The following is a 17,267-nucleotide window of genomic DNA, read 5'->3' as shown; positions in this document are numbered from 1 at the left end:
CGGCACTTGACTTCGAGAGCACTCCAGGTGGTGAACTCCCTTTCCGTTGCACGGCATTCGGGAATCCAGGGGGAAACCATGAACGACTCTCCGGTCGCGCTCATCACCGGCGGCGGCAGCGGCATCGGGGCCGCCGTCGCCCGCCAACTGCTGGCCGCGGGACACCGGGTCACCGTCACGGGCCGCACCGAACGGCGGCTGCGGGACTTCGCCGAGAGCCTGGGCGACCCCGGGGCGCTGACGACCGTCGTCGGCGACGCGGCCTCGTACGACGACATCCGGCACGCGGTCGACCGCACGCTCGCGACGTACGGCCGGCTGGACACCGTGGTCGCCAACGCCGGGACCGCCACCCATGACTCCGTGGCCGAGGGCGACCCGGCCGGCTGGTCCGAGATGGTCCTCACCAACGTCCTCGGCCCGGCCCTGCTCATCCGCGCCGCCATCGACGCGCTCAAGGAGACGCGCGGCCGGATCGTGCTCGTCGGCAGCGTCGCCGGGTTCGTGAACACGCCCGGCAACCTGTACGGGGCGACCAAGTGGGCGGTCACCGGGCTCGCCGAGAACACCCGGCGGCAGGTCACCGAGTTCGGCGTCGGCGTGACGCTGGTCGCCCCCGGCCGGGTGGAGACACCGTTCTGGGACGGCTACGGCAGCCTGCCCCCGGGGTACCTGCTGACCGCCGACCAGATCGCCGACTCCGTGGTGTGGGCGATCCGGCAGCCGGCCGGGGTCGACGTCAACACGGTGGTCGTACGCCCGCTGGGCCAGCCCAACTGACGTACCGCCTGTGCCGGGGGATCAGCCGGCCTCGCGCATGACCCGTCGGACAGAACCTAGCCGGTGATGGTGACGGTGAAGTTCTCGCCGTCGAGGATGCGTTCGGACAGGACGGCGTTGCCGTACTCGCTGCCCGCGCCGGTGTTCTGGCTGATCGGTACGTGACTGCGGACGCAGTTCACCATCGGCCCCGGATACCTGAGCAGCTTGACTTCCCACTGGCCGGTGGCGGAGTTGAACCACGGCTGGATCTCCGAGCACAGGTTGCCGTTGGTGCCGCCCTGCGCGGTCGCGGCGAACGGGAACTCGTCGCACGAGTCTTTCTCCGCCGTGACGAGGAAGGGTTTGAAGGGGTTCGGGGCGGCCTCGCAGGACTGGTAGCGGTTACGGTCCCTGATCTTGCCGTCGTCGTCCCGGAACCGGATCAGCGTGTGGCCCGGCGTTCCGAAGTTGCCGCCGATCAGCGTGTTCTGCGCCCACTGGTAGGTGATGGCCGCGGCACCGTACTTGGCGATGGAGATCTTCACATCGGCCATGTTCCCCATGACGATGCAGCCGGTGTTCGCGTCCTTGCTGACCGCTTGGTCACAGCGCAGCGTGTTGGGGTTGTTCCACCGGTTGTCGAGTTCGTGGTGTCCGCTGGGGTCGTTCTCTTCGGTGGAGTACGCGCTGAGATGGTAGGACGGCACGATCTCTGTCTGTGCGTTGTTGCCGACCGTGGTCTGAAAGGTGAAGGCGGCCGTCTTGGTTTCACCGATGCCGATGTTCGAGCGCATCCTGCGGTTGGCCAGCGTGCACTGGCCCGAGCACGAGGCATCGAAATCGAAGATCATTTCGCCGATGGTGGGCGTCCCCTGGACGACCGTGGCTTCCACCTGCTCCTTCCACGACGCCCCCCGCGGATCGAGGGAAGCGTGCTGGGCTATGTGCATGGTGGACTTGCCGATCTCCACCTCCGCGCCGGTGCCGGCGTCCTTGCCGTAGAGGGTGTAGTCGGCAGTGGCTTCCAGGCAGTAGCTGTGCCGGGTCGAGGCGTACCCCTTGTCCCCGGTGCAGGCCGTCACCGGAACAAGGGGCTTGGGGGCGGTCCGTGCCGGTCCGGGACGGACCTCGATGCAGGACTTCACCGCGCCTTCCTTGTAGGCCCTGGTCCCGGGCTCGACCGGGCCGCAGGTCCTGCCGGGCGCGGCCGGGGGCGCGGTGACAGTGGCGGGGCCGGGCGCGGCGGCGGGGGCGTGGCGGCCTGCGCCGTCGTGGTGAGGGTGGTCAGGGTGAGAGCGAGCGAGGCGAGTGCCACCACGCAGCGTCCGACGTGTTTCAACAGGTGGTCCCTTCCGCCGGTGGCCCGTTGGCGGGCGCACCGGAGGTATGGAACCGGGCAACTCCCCTCCATGCCAACCGAGAACACGACAGTTTTTGATCCGGTTTGGCCAGTTGCGGTCTGGACCTGGCACCCCCCGGCGGCGCTAGTTTCACTCACACTCACCTCACAGGCCATACACAAGCAGGGGGAAGCAGCGATGCGCCGTACAGGGACCCGCCTGGGCAGAGGGCTCGGAGCGCTCATGGCCACCGCCACGGCAGCCGTCGGCCTGGCCGCCACCCCGGCCGCCGCCACCTGGGCCGCGCCCGCCGCCGGGCAGACGGTTCAGCCCGGCCAGACGTGTACCGCAGCCGATCTCGGGACCCGCCACCCGATCATCAAGAGCACCGAAGTCGTGCCGACCATCACGCACTTCAAGGGCTGGTATGTCACCGACGGCTCGACCGGTTCGCAGAGCGTGGACACCAGTGTCCAGGACACCATCTCGGTGTCCGTCGGCGTCAACGGCAACATCCAGGGCAACTTCCAGGTCGAGGCCCTTGGCATGGTCGGCGGCATGCTCGGCCTGAACGTGCAGGTCAACTACACCCACACCTCGACCACGAACAAGTCGATCTCCTGGGACTTCCGCAAGCCCGGCTACTACGGCCTGTACGAGGGCACGAAGAAGGTCACGGGTACGTACGGGAGCCTCAACTGCAACCGGTCGGACGCGGGCGGACTGAAGTGGGTCGAGGGCCCCGACACCGGGTCCTACACCACGTACACCACCCTCGAGGAGGGCGCGGTGCGCTGCGAGGACAAGGTCCCCGCCAGCAGCATCATGGCCAAGGCCCAGGGCCTCCTCGACTGCGGTGCGCCCGCCGCGACCGCGCAGCACCCGGCAGGTCCCGTCCGCTCCGCCAGGGCCGAGGCCCGGGGACTCACCACGGCCGGGAAGACCGTGGCCGTCACCAGGAGCCCGGCCCCCGTGACGCGGGCCGCCCTGGACTGCCAGCCCGCCGTCTACCGGATCGGCGTGCCCGGCAAGCCCCTGAACTGGAGCGCTCCGCTCCTGGCCGCCGACGGTGTCCGCCTGCGTGAGTCCAATTTCCTCAGCGCCCACCTGGACAACTGGCGCCTGTGCAACGTGATGGAGAACAACGGGGTCCTCGAAGCGACCCTGTGGAACTGGGGCAACGGAGGGTGCGCGGCCATCGACGCGCAGAACGCGGCCACCGAGGGCGCGGCCCTGAAGACGGTCTCCTGCGCGGAGGATGATATCCAGCGGTTCTACATCTACCGTGACGTACCCGGCTCCGGCAACGTCGGTATCCAGAACAAGTACACCGGCTCGATGCTGGGCCACGACCGCTACGCGGACGGGGAGTTCATCCGCCAGTATTCCAGCGGCAGGCAGGACGGTGCGGGCACGTACACCCTGACCGCTGTCTGACGTCCCGCACCCCGTCGGCACGGCCCGCACGTGAACCCCCCGGCCTCCCGGTTCCGTGCGGGGGCGTCGGACACGCCCTAGTTGTTCGCCAGGAACTGCCGCGCCAGCTGGTCGCCGAGGGAGACGGCGGCGCTGTGGCTCTCGATGGGGGAGACCTTGGAGTCCTTGAACAGGATGTAGGTCACGCCCGAGTCCGCGCCGCCGGTCGCCGGGTCCGGGTCGATCCCGAGCGCCTTCGCGGTGGCGTACGACGCCTCGCCGATGATCTTCGTGGGGCCGGTGTCGCCGACGACGGCGTACTCCACCTTGCCGCCGTAGATGACGGCGACCACGCCACCGCCCTTGATCCCGTAGTCGGAGTACTTCCAGATGCCGCTGGCGCTGGGCACCACGACATACGGCAGCGACTCGGACTTCAGGGGCTTGCCGTCGGACTGGTGGAAGGCGGTGTCGTCCTGGAACCAGGGGTCGCGGTCCTCGTTGCAGTCGGTGGTGCGCTGGCCGTCGCAGTCGATGTCCATGTCGGCCTTCCAGAACACCGCGCCGTTCTTGCCGCAGACGGGGACCGTGGCCGAGGTCTCGTCGTCGGTCTGGTACTTGCCGCTGGAGATCTGCGCACAGGACTTCACCTTGGCGAGCAGGTCGGCCGCGCCGACCGAGCCCTCCTGGGCGGTCTTCGGCGCGGCGGCCGGCGCGGGGTTCGCGAGCGCGTGCGCGGGCATCAGGCCGGCGGCGAGCAGGGCGGCCCCGGAGGCCGCGGCGAGGGTCAGTGATCGAAGACGCACTGTGGGGCCCTTCTGTTAGGAAACTTTCCTTACCGGGCGGCTTCACCGTGGCGTAGATGCCATGTGCGCGTCAACCCTCCGGTGGCGAACGCGCGGAACCCCGCGCGTATTGCGGCGGTTTACGCCCGTGGTGAGACTGGAGTCACCGGAGGACCGAAGTCACCCGAGGGTCCGCGTCAACCGTGCCCGGGAGGCGAGGTGTCATGTTCGTACGCACCGTGTACGCGACCGGGGATCCGGCCCGGCTGGAGTCGGCCCTGCGCGCCCTGAACAGCCGGGGCCACGATCTGCTGGAGGAGCGGCCCGGCTATCGGGGCGCGGGCGTCTTCGTCGACCGTGAGCTGGGCAAGCTGCTCACGGTCAGCTGGTGGGAGTCCGAGGAGGCACAGGCCAACAGCGACGAGGTGATGCGCGAGCGGCGTCCCGCGCTGCTGGAGCCGTTCGCCGCGTCGGTGGCGGTCGAGCACTATCGCGTCGCGGTCTTCCACGCCCTGCCGCGGCCCGTGGCCGGCGGCGGACTGCGGGTCGCCCGGCTGGAGTTCGACCCCCGGGACGCGGACCTGCTGGCCGACACCTTCCATGCGACGGTGCTGCCACGGCTGGAGACGGTGCCGGGTCTCGCCCGCACGGCGCTGCTGCTGGACCGCGACCGGGGCCGGGGCATCGTGGGCACGGTCTTCACCGACGGGCATGCCCTGGCGTCCTCCCGCGCCCCCGTGTCCGCCGTCCGCCGGTCCGGCACGGCGAAGGCGCGGGCGACGGTGGTGGCGCTGGAGGAGTTCGAGGTGGTGCACGCGGACGCGCAGACGCTGTGAGAGCGGCACGGCTGGTCGCAACCGGCGCGCCGGTCGGCGCCGCTGAGCGTCCCCGCCATCGACCGGCCGCGGCTCAGGGCTTTCCCTGAGCCGCGGCCGGAGAGAAACTCGTCAGCCCATGTCGAACGTCGCCGGGTCCGGACCGATCCTCCGGTCCTCGTTCAGCGCGCCGATCGCCGCCAGGTCCTCCGCGTCGAGGCTGAAGTCGAACACCTCGATGTTCTCCCTGATCCGCGACGGCGTCACCGACTTCGGGATCACGATGGTGCCCTGCTGGACGTGCCACCGCAGCACCACCTGCGCCGGAGTGCGGTTGTGCTTCTGCGCGATCGCCACGATCGCCGGCACCTCCAGCAGCCCCTTGCCCTGCCCGAGCGGTGACCACGCCTCCGTACGGATGCCGTGCTCCGTGTGGTACTCCCGGGCCGCGTGCTGCTGAAGATGCGGATGCAGCTCGATCTGGTTGACCGCGGGGACGACGGAGGTCTCCTCCGCGAGCCGCCGCAGATGCTCGGGAAGGAAGTTGGAGACACCGATGGCACGGACCCGGCCGTCGGCGTACAGCTTCTCCAGCGCCTTGTACGTGTCGACGTACGTGTCCCGGGCCGGCAGCGGCCAGTGGATCAGGTACAGGTCGAGATGGTCGAGCCCCAGCTTGCCGAGCGACGTGTCGAAGGCACGCAGTGTCGCGTCGTACCCCTGGTCGCTGTTCCAGAGCTTGGTGGTGACGAAGATTTCCTCGCGGGGCAGACCGGAGGCCGCGATGGCCCGGCCGGTGCCCTCTTCGTTGCCGTACGCCGCGGCCGTGTCGATGCTGCGGTACCCGGCCTCCAGCGCCGTGCCGACGGCCTGCGCGGCCTCGTCGTCCGGCACCTGCCACACGCCGAAGCCCACCTGGGGCATCTCGACGCCGTTGTTGAGGATGATCGGGGGGACCTTGCTGCTCACGAGCTCGTGATCCTTCGCTGGTCGACGACGTGGTTCTCCATCGTCAACGATCACACACCGCGATACATTCCTGACGCGCCCGGGACATCCGGATCCGTCCCGGCACGTCAGGACCGGTACAGCGCCTCGACCTCGCGTTCGTACGCCTTCTCGATCGCCTTCCGTTTCAGCTTCAACGACGGCGTCAGCAGGCCGTGTTCCTCGGTGAACGGCTGCGCCAGTATCCGGAAGGTGCGGATCGACTCGGCCTGCGAGACCAGGGTGTTCGCGGCGACCACCGCGCGCCGCACCTCGGTCTCCAGATCCGGGTCCCGTACCAGCCGCGCGGGCGCCATCGCCGCTTTGCCGCGCATCTGGAGCCAGTGCTCGACGGCCTCGTGGTCGAGGGTGACCAGGGCCGCGATGTAGGGGCGGTCGTTGCCGACCACGATGCACTGGCTGACCAGCGGGTGGTCGCGGACCCGCTCCTCCAGCACCCCGGGCGAGACGCTCTTGCCGCCGGAGGTCACGAGGATCTCCTTCTTGCGGCCGGTGATCGTCAGATAGCCGTCCTCGTCCAGCGAGCCCAGGTCACCGGTGGCCAGCCAGCCGTCGTGCAGCGATCCGTCGGTCGCCTTCGGGTTGTTCAGATAGCCCTGGAAGACATGGCCGCCGTGCAGCCAGACCTCGCCGTCGTCGGCGATGTGCACGGTCGTGCCGGGGATCGCCTGGCCGACCGTGCCGTAGCGGGTGTGCTCGGGCGGGTTCGCGGTCGCCGCGGCCGTCGACTCGGTCAGGCCGTAGCCCTCGTAGACCTGCACGCCCGCGCCCGCGAAGAACAGCCCGAGGCGTCTGTCCATGCCGGAGCCGCCCGACATGGCGTTGCGGATCCGGCCGCCCATCGCGGCCCTGACCTTCGCGTACACCAGCTTGTCGAACAACTGGTGCTGCATCCGCAGCCCGGCCGTGGGCCCCGGGCCGACCCCCCATGCCTTCGCCTCGATCGCCTCCGCGTACCGCACCGCGACCTCGACCGCCTTCTCGAACGGCCCCGCCTTGCCCTCCTTCTCCGCCTTGCGCCGGGAGGCGTTGAACACCTTCTCGAAGATGTACGGCACCGCCAGGATGAACGTCGGCTGGAACGCCTGGAGGTCCGGCAGCAGGGCGGCGGCGTTCAGCTGCGGCTGATGGCCGAGCCGCACCCGGCCCCGGATCGCGGCCACCTCCACCATGCGCCCGAAGACATGGGCGAGCGGCAGGAACAGCAGGGTGGACGCCTCCTCCCCGCGCCTGGAGTGGAACACCGGCTCCCAGCGGCCCACCACGCTGTCCGCCTCGAACATGAAGTTCCCGTGCGAGAGCACACAGCCCTTGGGGCGGCCCGTGGTGCCCGAGGTGTAGATGACCGTGGCCACCGAGTCCGGGGTGACCGCCTGCCGGTGCCGGTGCACCACCTCGTCGTCCAGATGCGCGCCGGCGTCGTACAGCTCCCGCACACAGCCCGCGTCCAGCTGCCACAGCCGGCGCAGCCGCGGGAGCCGGCCGATCACCGTGGCGATGGTCATCGCGTGGTCCTCGTGCTCCACGACCGCCGCGGTGACCTCGGCGTCGTACAGCATCCAGAAGCACTGCTCGGCCGAGGAGGTGGGGTAGACCGGCACCACCTGGGCGCCGATGGTCCACAGGGCGAAGTCGAAGAGCGTCCACTCGTAGCGGGTACGGGACATGATCGCGACCCGGTCGCCGAACCGGACCCCGCTCGCCAGCAGGCCCTTGGCCAGGGCGAGGACCTCGTCACGGAACTCGGCGGAGGTCACATCGCGCCACTGCCCGGCGGCGTCCTTGCGGCCGAGGGCCACCCGCTCCGGATCGGTCTGGGCATGCTCGAAGACGACATCGGCCAGACCGCCCACCGGCGGTGCCGACGTGAGAGGCGGGTTGGTGAACTCGCGCAATCCTCGCTCCCCGATCCTCGCTGCCTGAACGCGCCGGTGATGTGCGGCACAGCGCCGTGAAAGCTACCTCACACCCTGAGCGGAGGGGAGGGGGGCGGAAACCGAGCAAACCTCGCCTTCTGCGCGATGGTTGTCCGGAAAATGCCCGCACATGGGGAAGGGACGGACACAATACTGACGGGTCAGTAAGTTTCGGGGCCGTAATCTCCACCGAATCTGTACGCGCCGATTACCGCTCTGTACAGGGCGATTACGGCCATGACCACGCCGTGCGCGGCCCGCCGACGGCCCCGCCGCCCCCTCCCCGTGCGGCGACCGGCATCCGGCCCGCCGCCCGCGCCCCTGTGAAGAGCGCCACACCGCTGTCAGCCGCCATGGCGCCGCAGCCGCTCCCCGCCCGCCAGGACCGCCGCCGCGAGGGCGTCCGCCGCCTCCTGCGTCCCGGGCCGGTGGCGGCCGTGCGCGAGCACGAAGTCGACCTTGCCGAGCTCCGGCAGCCCCGCCCGCTCCGGCAGCCGGAACAGGCCCGGCGGGATCAGCCGGCGCGCGTGCGCCATCACCCCGAGCCCCGCCCGGGCCGCGGCGATCAGCCCGTTGAGGCTGCCGCTGGTGCAGACGACCCGCCAGTCGCGCCCCTGCCGCTCCAGCGCCTCCATGGCCCGCGCCCGGGTGAGGCCGGGCGGCGGATACACGATCAGCGGGACCGGCCGCTCGGCGTCCAGGCGCAGTCGCTCGGCGCCGATCCACACCAGGTCGTCGCGCCACACCAGCGCCCCGCGCGGATCCTCCGGGCGCCGCTTGGCCAGCACCAGATCGAGCTTCCCAGCGGCCAGCCGCTCGTGCAGGATCCCCGACAGCTCGACCGTCAGCTCCAGATCGACCTCGGGATGGTCGTAACGGAAGCCCTCCAGGATCTCCGGCAGCCGGGTCAGCACGAAGTCCTCCGACGCGCCGAACCGCAGCCGCCCGCGCACCCGGGTCCCGGTGAAGAACGCCGTCGCCTGCTCGTGCACCTGAAGAATCCGGCGCGCGAAGCCCAGCATCGCCTCGCCGTCCTCGGTCAGCTCCACGGAGTGGGTGTCCCGGGCGAACAGCGGACGCCCCGCCGCGTCCTCCAGCCTGCGCACATGCTGGCTCACCGTGGACTGGCGCAGGCCCAGGCGCCCCGCCGCCTGGGTGAAGCTCAGCGTCTGGGCGACCGCGAGGAAGGTCCGCAGCTGATTCGGGTCGTACACGGCCCCAGCGTACGCCGTCGCTATCGCGAATCATGATGACAGTGAGAGTGGTGTGCGGGATTCCCGATCGAGCCGGGGCCGGGGATCATGAGGAGGGGCCCGGTCCCGCGGGCCCGACCGGAACGCCGTCGTACACCCCCTTGCCGTCGCACACCCATCGGAGCACCGTGACACGCCTGCGCTGGCCGAGCTGGATGCCGATCGACCCGTACATCGTGCTGCTCCTCGGCACGGTGGGCCTCGCCGCCCTGTTCCCGGCCCATGGCACCGGCGCCACCGTGGCCTCGGGCGCCTCGACCGCCGCGATCGCCTTCCTCTTCTTCCTCTACGGCGCCCGCCTCTCCACCCGCGAGGCACTCGACGGACTGCGCCACTGGCGGCTCCATGTCACCGTGCTGGCCTGCACCTTCCTCGTCTTCCCCGCGCTCGGCCTGGCCGCCCGCGCCACCGTGCCGGTGCTCCTCACCCAGCCCCTCTACCAGGGCCTGCTCTTCCTGACCCTGGTGCCGTCCACGATCCAGTCGTCCATCGCCTTCACCTCCATCGCCCGCGGAAACGTGCCCGCCGCCATCTGCGCCGGCTCCTTCTCCTCCCTGGTCGGCATCGTCCTCACCCCGCTGCTGGCGGCCGTGCTGCTCGGCAACAGCGGCGGCGGGTTCTCCGCCGACTCCCTCGTCAAGATCGTGCTCCAGCTGCTGGTGCCGTTCCTCGCCGGGCAGCTGCTGCGGCGCTGGATCGGCCCCTTCATCACCCGGCACAAGAAGGTCCTCGGACTGGTCGACCGCGGCTCCATCCTGCTCGTCGTCTACACCGCGTTCAGCGAAGGCATGATCCAGGGCATCTGGCACCAGGTCAGCCCCGCCCGGCTCGGCGCGCTCCTCCTGGTCGAGGCCGTGGTGCTCGCCGTGATGCTGGTCGGGACCTGGTACGGCGGCCGGGCGCTGGGCTTCGGCCGGGCGGACCGGATCGCCATCCAGTTCGCCGGCTCCAAGAAGTCCCTCGCCGCCGGCCTGCCCATGGCGAGCGTCCTCTTCGGCGCCCATGCCTCCCTGGCCGTGCTCCCGCTGATGCTCTTCCACCAGATGCAGCTGATGGTGTGCGCGGTCATCGCCAAGCGCCGCGCCCATGACCCGGGCGTCGAGGACGAGGACGCCGACCGGGGCGCCGGGGCCGAGGCGGGCGACGGCGCCGGGGGCTCAGCTGCGCACCCGGTCCAGGGGCAGCCACAGAACGGTGTGCTGCGGTGACCGCAGCGCCTTCGGGTCCGCCAGCTCCTGATCGGTGAGTGCCCGGTCCCAGACATGCACCTCGTCGATCGCCCCGGTGAAGAAGGCCCGGCTGTCCATCCGCTGGCCCAGGTGCACACCGAAGGCCGAGTCACGGCTCACCGAGCCCGGCACATCGGCCACGGAAGCCTGCGTCGCCCCGTCGACGAACAGCGACAGCGTCCCGCCGCCCCGGCGCAGCACCGCGTGGTGCCACCGGCCGTCGTTGTACGCGCCGTCCGTGCGCACCGACACCGTCCGTGGTGCCGCCGCGCCGTCCCGGGCGGTGATCAGCCCCTGTATCCGATGGTTCGCCGGCTCGCCGCGCAGCCACACCTGCGGCTCGCTGGTCCCGATCCCGCCCATCCACAACAGCGGCTGCTCACCGGTCGTCGCCGTGTACCGGAACCACAGCGACGCGGTGAAGTCCTTCGCCCCCAGGGCAAGGCTCGCGCGGTACGGCAGCCGTACGGCGTCGTCCGTGCCGTCGAAGGCGAGCGCGCCCCCGCGGACGCCGTCCGTCTCCCGCGCGCCGCCGAGCACCGCGGCCGGGCGGGCACCCGGGGCCAGATCCGGGGTGACCGGGTCGGGGCCACGGCGCGGGGCGAGCCAGTCCTCGGTGAACCGGGCGAAGCGGATCTCGTCCCGCGCGTCCACCGCCCCGCCCTCGTAGAGCAGGCCCACGGTGTCGCCGGCGATCCGCACCAGGTCGGAGTAGCCGGACCAGTCGGTGGTGACGACCGTGCCCCGGTCCACGCTGTCCCAGGTGCGGCCGCCGTCGTACGAGGAGCGGATCATCATGGTGCGGCGCCGGTCGGGGTCGGCGGGGCAGGACAGCAGCAGGCGGTCGCCCAGGCGCAGGACCGACCCCTGCACCTGCGGGGTGTACAGGTCGGGCAGCGCGCGGAAGGGCGCGGTGAAGCTGTTCCCGCCGTCGCGGCTGGTGGTCTGGGTGCGCTGGCCGAGGTCGGTGCCGTCCGTCTCCCGGCCGCTGACCAGGATCGAGCCGTCCTCGCGCTCGGCGAGGGTCAGTTCGGACGGCTTCTGCCGGAAGGTGCCGTCGTCCGCGATGGGCCAGGTGTCGGTGGCGCCGATCCGCCAGTGGCCACCGTGGTCGTCGCTGACGACGAGCGCCGCGTGGTTGGCGGTGATCCGGCTGCCGTTCCAGCTCTCGGCGTTGACCCCGAACACCAGCCGGCCCGCGTACCGCCCCTTGGTCAGCTGTATTCCGTGCACCGGACCGGTCGCGTACCAGGAGTTCCAGTCGGCGGGCAGGATCTCGGGGCTCAGATCGCGCGGCGCGGACCAGGTCAGGCCGTCGTCGTCGCTGTACTGGAGGTGCGGGGTGCGGTCGCAGGGGACCGAGCAGCCGGCGCTGTCCGTGCGCCCGGTGTTGTACGTCTCGGCGAGCCAGACACGGCCCGTCGCGCGGTCCACGATCGGCGCCGGGTTGCCGTGGGTGTCGCCCGCCCCCTCGGTGACGACCCGCGGCGGGCTCCAGGTGCGGCCGCCGTCGGTGGACCGTTCGACCACGATGTCGATGTCGGCGGCGTCCCCGCAGTTGAGCACCCGGCCCTCGGCGAAGGCCAGCAGCGTCCCGTCCTTCGTCCTGACGACCGCCGGGATGCGGAAGCAGGCGTACCCCGGGTCCTGGGACGCCCGGAAGAGCACCTGCTGCTCGAACTCGGGCGAACCCGCAGCCTCTCGGGCCCGCTGGTGCTGCTGGGCCGGTCGGGCGTGGGCCGGCTGGGCCGGCAGCAGGGGCGCGAGCAGTGCGGCCGTCATGACGGCGGCCGCGGCGAGTACGGATCTGAGTCGGGCGCGAAGACATGACGGCACGTGCGGCCTGCCTCTCGTCGGCCGGACATCTGGACGTCCGGACATCCCATGTCCAAGGTGCGCCTCATCGAAGGTAGTTGGGCCTTTGGTGTCATACAAGAAGTGTGCCGGGACCCGCCGCGCGAGACGATGGGGGCCGCCACCGGAAGCGTCCGGGGGTTCACCGGAGCAGGCACGCGGGGGTTCATGGCCGCAGCACGACCTTGCCCAGGTTGGACCGTGTCTCTATCGCCGCGTGCGCCCGCGCCGCCTCCGCCAGGGCGAACTCCGCGTGCACGACGGGCCGTACGCTCCCCTCCGCGAACAGCCGCCACAGCTCCCGGCGCCATCGCTCGTACAGCTCGGGACGGCCGCGGGCGATCAGCGCCAGCTGGAAGCCGGTCACCGACCTGGCGCCCACGAGGAGGTCGTACGCCCGGATCGTGCCCCCGCCCGAGCTGTAGGCGACCAGCCGGCCGTGCGGGGCGAGGGCGGCGACGGCGGGGGTGAGCAGCTCGCCGCCGACCGCGTCCAGGGCGCAGTCCACGGGGTCTCCCCAGCTGTCGTCGGCATACCGGACGCAGTCGTCCGCGCCGAGGGAGCGCACGAACTCCGCCTTCGCCGGGTCGGACACGGCTCCCACCACGCGCCCGGCTCCCCGCGCCCGCGCCAGCTGCACCGCCAGGTGTCCCACCCCGCTCGCCGCCGCCGTCACCAGCACCGATTCGCCCGGCTCGGGCCGCGCCGCCGACAGGGCGCCGAGCGCGACCAGTCCGCTGCGCACCAGCGCGACCGCGTCCACCTCGGTGGCGCCCTCCGGGACCGGTGAGGCCATGGGCTCGTCCAGCACCGCGTAATCGGCGTACCCGTGTCCGAAGCACAGCCCCGTCACCCGGTCGCCGGGCCGGAAGCGGGTCACCCCGGCGCCGACCGCCACCACCTCGCCCGCCAGTTCACCGCCCAGCGGTATCGGCTCGGCGGCCTCGCGCACCTTGCGGACGACCGGCAGCGTGACCCCGATCGCGGCGCAGCGCACGAGCAGTTGCCCGGGCCCGGGTTCGGGGACGTCGGCCTTCTCCGTGAACAGGGGGCCGCCGGGGGAGTCGTACCGGACGCGACGCATCGCAACCTCCATGGCTGGACCGGCCGGAACCGCCGGACCGACTGGGCCGGCCGGACCGGTCGGATCGGTCCGACCGCGGGGTCGGCGGGATCGGTCGCGGGGCAAGGGAACGCCGACCCCGCGAAATCGTTGGGAGCCCCAACGGTATGCCGAAAGTCATGGGGAAGTCCAACGATTTCTCGGATAGGCTGCCGCCCATGGCCGCCCAAACGTCGCCGACCGCCAGCACGCCCCCGACCGCAGGACCACCCGCGATCGCCGAGCCGGCGGGGGCGCCAGAACCTCCCCTGACCGCCATCCGGGCGCTGCCCAGCTGGATTCTCGGCCGGGCCGCCGCGCGGGGCCGGGCCCTCGTCGCCGACGCGCTCGCCGCCGAGGGCCTGAAGATGTGGCACCACGTGGCGCTCTCCGCCGTCCGCGACCTCGCGCCCGTGGCGCAGGCCGACCTCGCGCGGGGGATCGCCCTCGACCCCAAGGACCTCGTCGGCATCCTGAACGACCTGCAGAGCGCCGGCCTGGTCGTCCGCGCGCCGGATCCCGGGGACCGCCGCAAGAACGCGGTGTCCCTCACCGAGGAGGGCGGCCTGCTCCTCGAACGCTGCGAGCAGGCCGCCCGCACGGCCAACGAGGAGTTGCTCGCACCGCTGTCGGCGGCCGAACGCGAGCTGTTCATGCTCCTGTTGACGCGGATCTCCGGCACGCGGGGGTGACGGGGGCGGGGGGGCTTGTCGGCCGGCCGGGCCGGACCGGCCGGCTCTCAGGCCAGAGGGGTTCCGCCGCCGTCCACGACCACCACCGAGCCGGTGCTGTACCCCCGCGCATCAGATACAGATACGCCTCCGCCACATCCGCCGGGCCCGCCTCCCTCGGCCCACCGGCAGCGACCCGGCCGCCGCGCCTACAGCCCCTCGCGCTCCGCCCCCGGCAACTCCCGCCACAACTCCGTGCGTACGACACCGGGCGCGACCGCGTTGACCCGCAGCGGCGCCAACTCCATTGCCAGTGCCCGCGTCAGGGACTCCATCGCCCCGCACAGCGCCGACACCACACTCGAACCCGGCAGCGGCCGGCTCCCCGCCGCGCCCGCGTCCGTCGTGTCCGGCACCTCCCCGCGCGCACCCTCCGGCCGCCTCCAAGCCTGCGGTTCGGGGGGCGGGTCCGTCCCAGACCTCTTCCGGCGGTGGCCGAAGTGGTCAGCCCTTGGCCGGCTCCGTCTCCTCCTCCAGCGCGATCCGGTCGTCCCCCGCGTACACGTTCATCGAGCTGCCCCGCAGGAACCCGACGAGCGTCAGACCGGTCTCCGCCGCGAGGTCCACGGCCAGCGACGACGGCGCCGACACCGCCGCCAGCACCGGGATGCCCGCCATCACGGCCTTCTGCGCCAGCTCGAACGAGGCCCGGCCGGAGACCAGCAGCACCGTCCGGGACAGCGGCAGCTCACCGTTCTGGAGGGCCCGCCCCACCAGCTTGTCGACCGCGTTGTGCCGGCCGACGTCCTCCTTGATGTCGAGCAGCCGCCCGTCCTCGGTGAACAGGGCGGCCGCGTGCAGCCCCCCGGTGCGGTCGAACACCCGCTGGGCCTCCCGCAGCCGCTCGGGCAGTGCGGCCAGCAGCGCGGGCGTGACACGGAGACGGGGGCTGTCGGCGATCGGCCAGCGGGTGGTCGTACGCACGGCGTCCAGGCTGGCCTTGCCGCACAGTCCGCACGAGGACGACGTGTAGACGTTCCGTTCGAGGGTGAAGTCGGGGAGGGGGACGTCCGGGGCGGTCCGCACGTCGACCACGTTGTAGGTGTTCGTACCGTCCGCGGTGGCGCCCGCGCAGTAGACGATGTTCTGGAGGTCGGCCGCGGCGGCCAGCACGCCCTCGCTCACCAGGAATCCGGCGGCGAGCGCGAAGTCGTCGCCGGGGGTGCGCATGGTGATCGCCAGCGGCTTGCCGTTCAGCCGGATCTCCAGGGGCTCCTCGGCGACGAGCGTGTCCGGCCGGGTGGAGACCGCGCCGTCCCGGATGCGGAGGACCTTGCGTCGTTCCGTGACTCGTCCCATGTCCTGATCAGCCCCGGTTCTGTACGTGCTGGTGGCCGAAGCGGCCCTTGGTGCCGGATCCGCGGTGCGGAGTCCTCTGCGATGCGGGATTTCCGCGATGCGGAGATCCCATTGTCCTGCACGCGCATTGTCCTGCACATGGAGCACGAGACCGCGGTCCGCTGGGCGCGCGGGGCCGGTGGTGCTGAGGGGAGCCGACAATTCGTATGCCCGTTTCCTGTGGCTTCACGTGCCCTCGTACTGGTGAGTCACTCAGCAGACTGTGGGTCCCGTTCACCACGGCAACAAGGGGGACTCCCGTCATGCACGGCTCTCGCATCGCCGCCATCGGCCACTATCAGCCCGCGCGGGTGCTCACCAACGAGGACCTGGCCGGCATGGTCGACACCAGCGACGAGTGGATCCGCACGCGGGTGGGCATCCGCACCCGGCACATCGCCGGCCCCGACGAGCCGGTGGACGAGCTGGCCGCGCACGCCGCCGCCAAGGCGCTCGCCGCGGCGGGGCTCGGACCCGCGGATATCGATCTGGTCCTCGTGGCGACCTCCACCGCGATCGACCGGTCCCCGAACATGGCCGCCCGGGTCGCGGCCCGGCTCGGCATCCCGGGGCCCGCCGCGATGGACGTCAACGTGGTGTGCGCCGGCTTCACCCACGCGCTGGCCACCGCCGACCACACGATCCGTGCCGGTGCGGCCACCCGTGCCCTGGTGATCGGCGCCGACAAGATGAGCGAGGTCGCCGACTGGAGCGACCGCAGCACCTGCGTCCTCGTCGGCGACGGCGCGGGGGCGGCGGTGGTGGAGGCGTGCGCGCCGGAGCAGGAGCCGGGGATCGGGCCCGTGCTGTGGGGGTCGGTGCCGGAGATGGGGCACGCGGTGCGGATCGAGGGCACGCCGCCGCGGTTCGCGCAAGAAGGCCAGAGCGTCTACCGCTGGGCCACCACCCGGCTGCCGGCCATCGCCCGCCAGGCATGCGAGCGCGCCGGGATCACCCCCGAGGAGCTCGCGGGCGTCGTCCTCCACCAGGCCAACCTGCGCATCATCGAACCCCTCGCGGAGAAGATCGGCGCCGTCAACGCGGTGATCGCCCGCGATGTGACGGAATCCGGCAACACCTCCGCCGCGAGCATCCCCCTCGCCCTCTCCAAGCTCGTCGAACAGGGCGCCCTGCCCACCGGCGCCCCGGTCCTCCTCTTCGGCTTCGGCGGGAACCTGTCGTACGCCGGTCAGGTCATCCGCTGCCCGTAGGACGCGCCCGCTCGCGCGCACGATCACTCTGCGTGCGCGCGAGCCCGCGCCCGGTACACACCCGCGCACCCCGCCCGGCTCCCGGCCCGCCCGGGCGAAATACGCAGGTGAAACGCACTCCGAAACCTTGGTATTGTTGTCCATGTCGCCGCGAGGGAAGCCCCTGGCAAGGCGACAAACACCTAGTCCGGGTGGCGGAATGGCAGACGCGCTAGCTTGAGGTGCTAGTGCCCTTTATCGGGCGTGGGGGTTCAAGTCCCCCCTCGGACACCAGCAGAACCAGCAGAGACCCCAGTTCACCTGGGGTCTTTCTGTTTCTCCGACTGTGGCGTGACCAACCATCCGCAAGGGCAACCATGGTGGACGCCCCTCCGTCGTGGACGACGACAAGCTGGCCATAGCCCGTGCCAGGCACGCCAAGGGAGAGAGTGTCGCGGCCATCGCTATGGCCGTGGTTATCTCCCGGGCCACCTTGTACCGGCACATCGGTGAGAGCGCCTGAGAGAC

16 protein-coding genes and 1 tRNA gene are annotated in these 17,267 nt (G+C 71.4%); 8 read left to right on the top strand and 9 right to left on the bottom strand.

Annotation, left to right across the window (positions count from 1 at the left end; translation table 11 throughout):
• The first annotated feature begins 78 nt into the window (after nt 1–78).
• Nucleotides 79–780, top strand: a complete 702-nt coding sequence (locus GHR20_RS06695) for an SDR family oxidoreductase (RefSeq protein WP_148023243.1) — start codon at nt 79–81, stop codon at nt 778–780.
• A 56-nt stretch (nt 781–836) separates the two neighbouring features.
• Here the strand turns inward: GHR20_RS06695 and GHR20_RS06690 are convergent, their stop codons facing one another.
• Nucleotides 837–1,907, bottom strand: a complete 1,071-nt coding sequence (locus tag GHR20_RS06690; RefSeq protein WP_153812623.1) for a hypothetical protein — start codon at nt 1,905–1,907, stop codon at nt 837–839.
• A gap of 438 nt (nt 1,908–2,345) precedes the next feature.
• Here GHR20_RS06690 and GHR20_RS06685 point away from each other — a divergent pair, with 438 nt between their 5' ends.
• Nucleotides 2,346–3,539, top strand: coding sequence for a hypothetical protein (locus GHR20_RS06685; RefSeq protein ID WP_153812622.1), 1,194 nt, complete (start codon nt 2,346–2,348; stop codon nt 3,537–3,539).
• 77 nt (nt 3,540–3,616) lie between these two features.
• Here GHR20_RS06685 and GHR20_RS06680 read toward each other — a convergent pair whose 3' ends face one another.
• The gene (locus tag GHR20_RS06680; RefSeq protein ID WP_153812621.1) at nt 3,617–4,324 is read right to left on the bottom strand and encodes a glycoside hydrolase family 75 protein; all 708 of its coding nucleotides are present in this window, start codon (nt 4,322–4,324) and stop codon (nt 3,617–3,619) included.
• Nucleotides 4,325–4,527: 203 nt separating this feature from the next.
• Here GHR20_RS06680 and GHR20_RS06675 point away from each other — a divergent pair, with 203 nt between their 5' ends.
• Nucleotides 4,528–5,139, top strand: coding sequence for a hypothetical protein (locus tag GHR20_RS06675; protein ID WP_153812620.1), 612 nt, complete (start codon nt 4,528–4,530; stop codon nt 5,137–5,139).
• Nucleotides 5,140–5,250: 111 nt separating this feature from the next.
• On the opposite strand, the gene GHR20_RS06670 is transcribed toward GHR20_RS06675, so the two are convergent.
• The 3 genes from GHR20_RS06670 to GHR20_RS06660 all read right to left on the bottom strand — a co-directional run bounded on the left by GHR20_RS06670 (nt 5,251) and on the right by GHR20_RS06660 (nt 9,256).
• Entirely contained in the window at nt 5,251–6,087 is an 837-nt protein-coding gene (locus GHR20_RS06670) for an aldo/keto reductase (protein WP_153812619.1), read from the bottom strand.
• A gap of 107 nt (nt 6,088–6,194) precedes the next feature.
• Entirely contained in the window at nt 6,195–8,021 is a 1,827-nt protein-coding gene (locus GHR20_RS06665) for an AMP-dependent synthetase/ligase (protein ID WP_153812618.1), read from the bottom strand.
• 365 nt (nt 8,022–8,386) lie between these two features.
• A complete protein-coding gene (locus GHR20_RS06660; protein WP_153812617.1) occupies nt 8,387–9,256 on the bottom strand; it encodes a LysR substrate-binding domain-containing protein in 870 nt (289 codons plus the stop codon).
• Between the two features lie 167 nt (nt 9,257–9,423).
• Here GHR20_RS06660 and GHR20_RS06655 point away from each other — a divergent pair, with 167 nt between their 5' ends.
• Nucleotides 9,424–10,503 (top strand): bile acid:sodium symporter family protein, encoded by a 1,080-nt coding sequence (locus tag GHR20_RS06655; RefSeq protein WP_148023251.1) that lies wholly within the window; start codon nt 9,424–9,426, stop codon nt 10,501–10,503.
• Here GHR20_RS06655 and GHR20_RS06650 read toward each other — a convergent pair.
• Nucleotides 10,453–12,360, bottom strand: coding sequence for an exo-alpha-sialidase (locus tag GHR20_RS06650; RefSeq protein ID WP_153812616.1), 1,908 nt, complete (start codon nt 12,358–12,360; stop codon nt 10,453–10,455). The two genes, GHR20_RS06655 and GHR20_RS06650, sit on opposite strands and share 51 nt — an antisense overlap.
• A 184-nt stretch (nt 12,361–12,544) precedes the next feature.
• Complete coding sequence (locus GHR20_RS06645) at nt 12,545–13,462, bottom strand: zinc-binding dehydrogenase (RefSeq protein ID WP_153812615.1); 918 nt, start codon at nt 13,460–13,462, stop codon at nt 12,545–12,547.
• Nucleotides 13,463–13,659: 197 nt separating this feature from the next.
• On the opposite strand from GHR20_RS06645, the gene GHR20_RS06640 reads away from it, so the two are divergent.
• On the top strand, nt 13,660–14,172 hold the full coding sequence (locus GHR20_RS06640; RefSeq protein ID WP_153812614.1) for a MarR family winged helix-turn-helix transcriptional regulator: 513 nt from the start codon (nt 13,660–13,662) through the stop codon (nt 14,170–14,172).
• A gap of 188 nt (nt 14,173–14,360) precedes the next feature.
• On the opposite strand, the gene GHR20_RS37375 is transcribed toward GHR20_RS06640, so the two are convergent.
• Nucleotides 14,361–14,567 carry an SDR family oxidoreductase gene (locus GHR20_RS37375; protein ID WP_243877959.1) on the bottom strand — a complete coding sequence of 69 codons (207 nt, stop codon included), beginning with the start codon at nt 14,565–14,567 and terminating at the stop codon, nt 14,361–14,363.
• An 88-nt stretch (nt 14,568–14,655) separates the two neighbouring features.
• Nucleotides 14,656–15,510, bottom strand: coding sequence for a formate dehydrogenase accessory sulfurtransferase FdhD (gene fdhD, locus GHR20_RS06630; protein WP_111581321.1), 855 nt, complete (start codon nt 15,508–15,510; stop codon nt 14,656–14,658).
• Between the two features lie 302 nt (nt 15,511–15,812).
• On the opposite strand from fdhD, the gene GHR20_RS06625 reads away from it, so the two are divergent.
• The 3 genes from GHR20_RS06625 (at nt 15,813) to GHR20_RS06615 (ending at nt 17,262) form a co-directional block, all read left to right on the top strand.
• Entirely contained in the window at nt 15,813–16,760 is a 948-nt protein-coding gene (locus tag GHR20_RS06625; RefSeq protein WP_111581322.1) for a beta-ketoacyl-ACP synthase III, read from the top strand.
• Between the two features lie 185 nt (nt 16,761–16,945).
• A tRNA-Leu gene (locus GHR20_RS06620) sits at nt 16,946–17,033 on the top strand.
• A 67-nt stretch (nt 17,034–17,100) separates the two neighbouring features.
• The gene (locus tag GHR20_RS06615) at nt 17,101–17,262 is read left to right on the top strand and encodes a helix-turn-helix domain-containing protein (RefSeq protein WP_153815874.1); all 162 of its coding nucleotides are present in this window, start codon (nt 17,101–17,103) and stop codon (nt 17,260–17,262) included.
• The last annotated feature ends 5 nt before the right edge of the window (nt 17,263–17,267 follow it).

This window comes from Streptomyces sp. SUK 48, assembly GCF_009650765.1.
Classification (GTDB): Bacteria; Actinomycetota; Actinomycetes; order Streptomycetales; family Streptomycetaceae; genus Streptomyces.
This window is presented reverse-complemented; position numbering and strand designations above follow the sequence as displayed.

Excerpts from the sequence above, each read along its gene's own strand:
- GHR20_RS06695 (WP_148023243.1), top strand. The coding sequence starts at position 79 with ATGAACGACTCTCCGGTCGCGCTCATCACCGGCGGCGGCAGCGGCATC.
- GHR20_RS06685 (WP_153812622.1), top strand. The coding sequence starts at position 2,346 with ATGGCCACCGCCACGGCAGCCGTCGGCCTGGCCGCCACCCCGGCCGCC.
- GHR20_RS06675 (WP_153812620.1), top strand. The coding sequence starts at position 4,528 with ATGTTCGTACGCACCGTGTACGCGACCGGGGATCCGGCCCGGCTGGAG.
- GHR20_RS06645 (WP_153812615.1), bottom strand. The coding sequence starts at position 13,462 with ATGCGTCGCGTCCGGTACGACTCCCCCGGCGGCCCCCTGTTCACGGAG.
- GHR20_RS06640 (WP_153812614.1), top strand. The coding sequence starts at position 13,660 with ATGGCCGCCCAAACGTCGCCGACCGCCAGCACGCCCCCGACCGCAGGA.
- fdhD (WP_111581321.1), bottom strand. The coding sequence starts at position 15,510 with ATGGGACGAGTCACGGAACGACGCAAGGTCCTCCGCATCCGGGACGGC.
- GHR20_RS06625 (WP_111581322.1), top strand. The coding sequence starts at position 15,813 with ATGCACGGCTCTCGCATCGCCGCCATCGGCCACTATCAGCCCGCGCGG.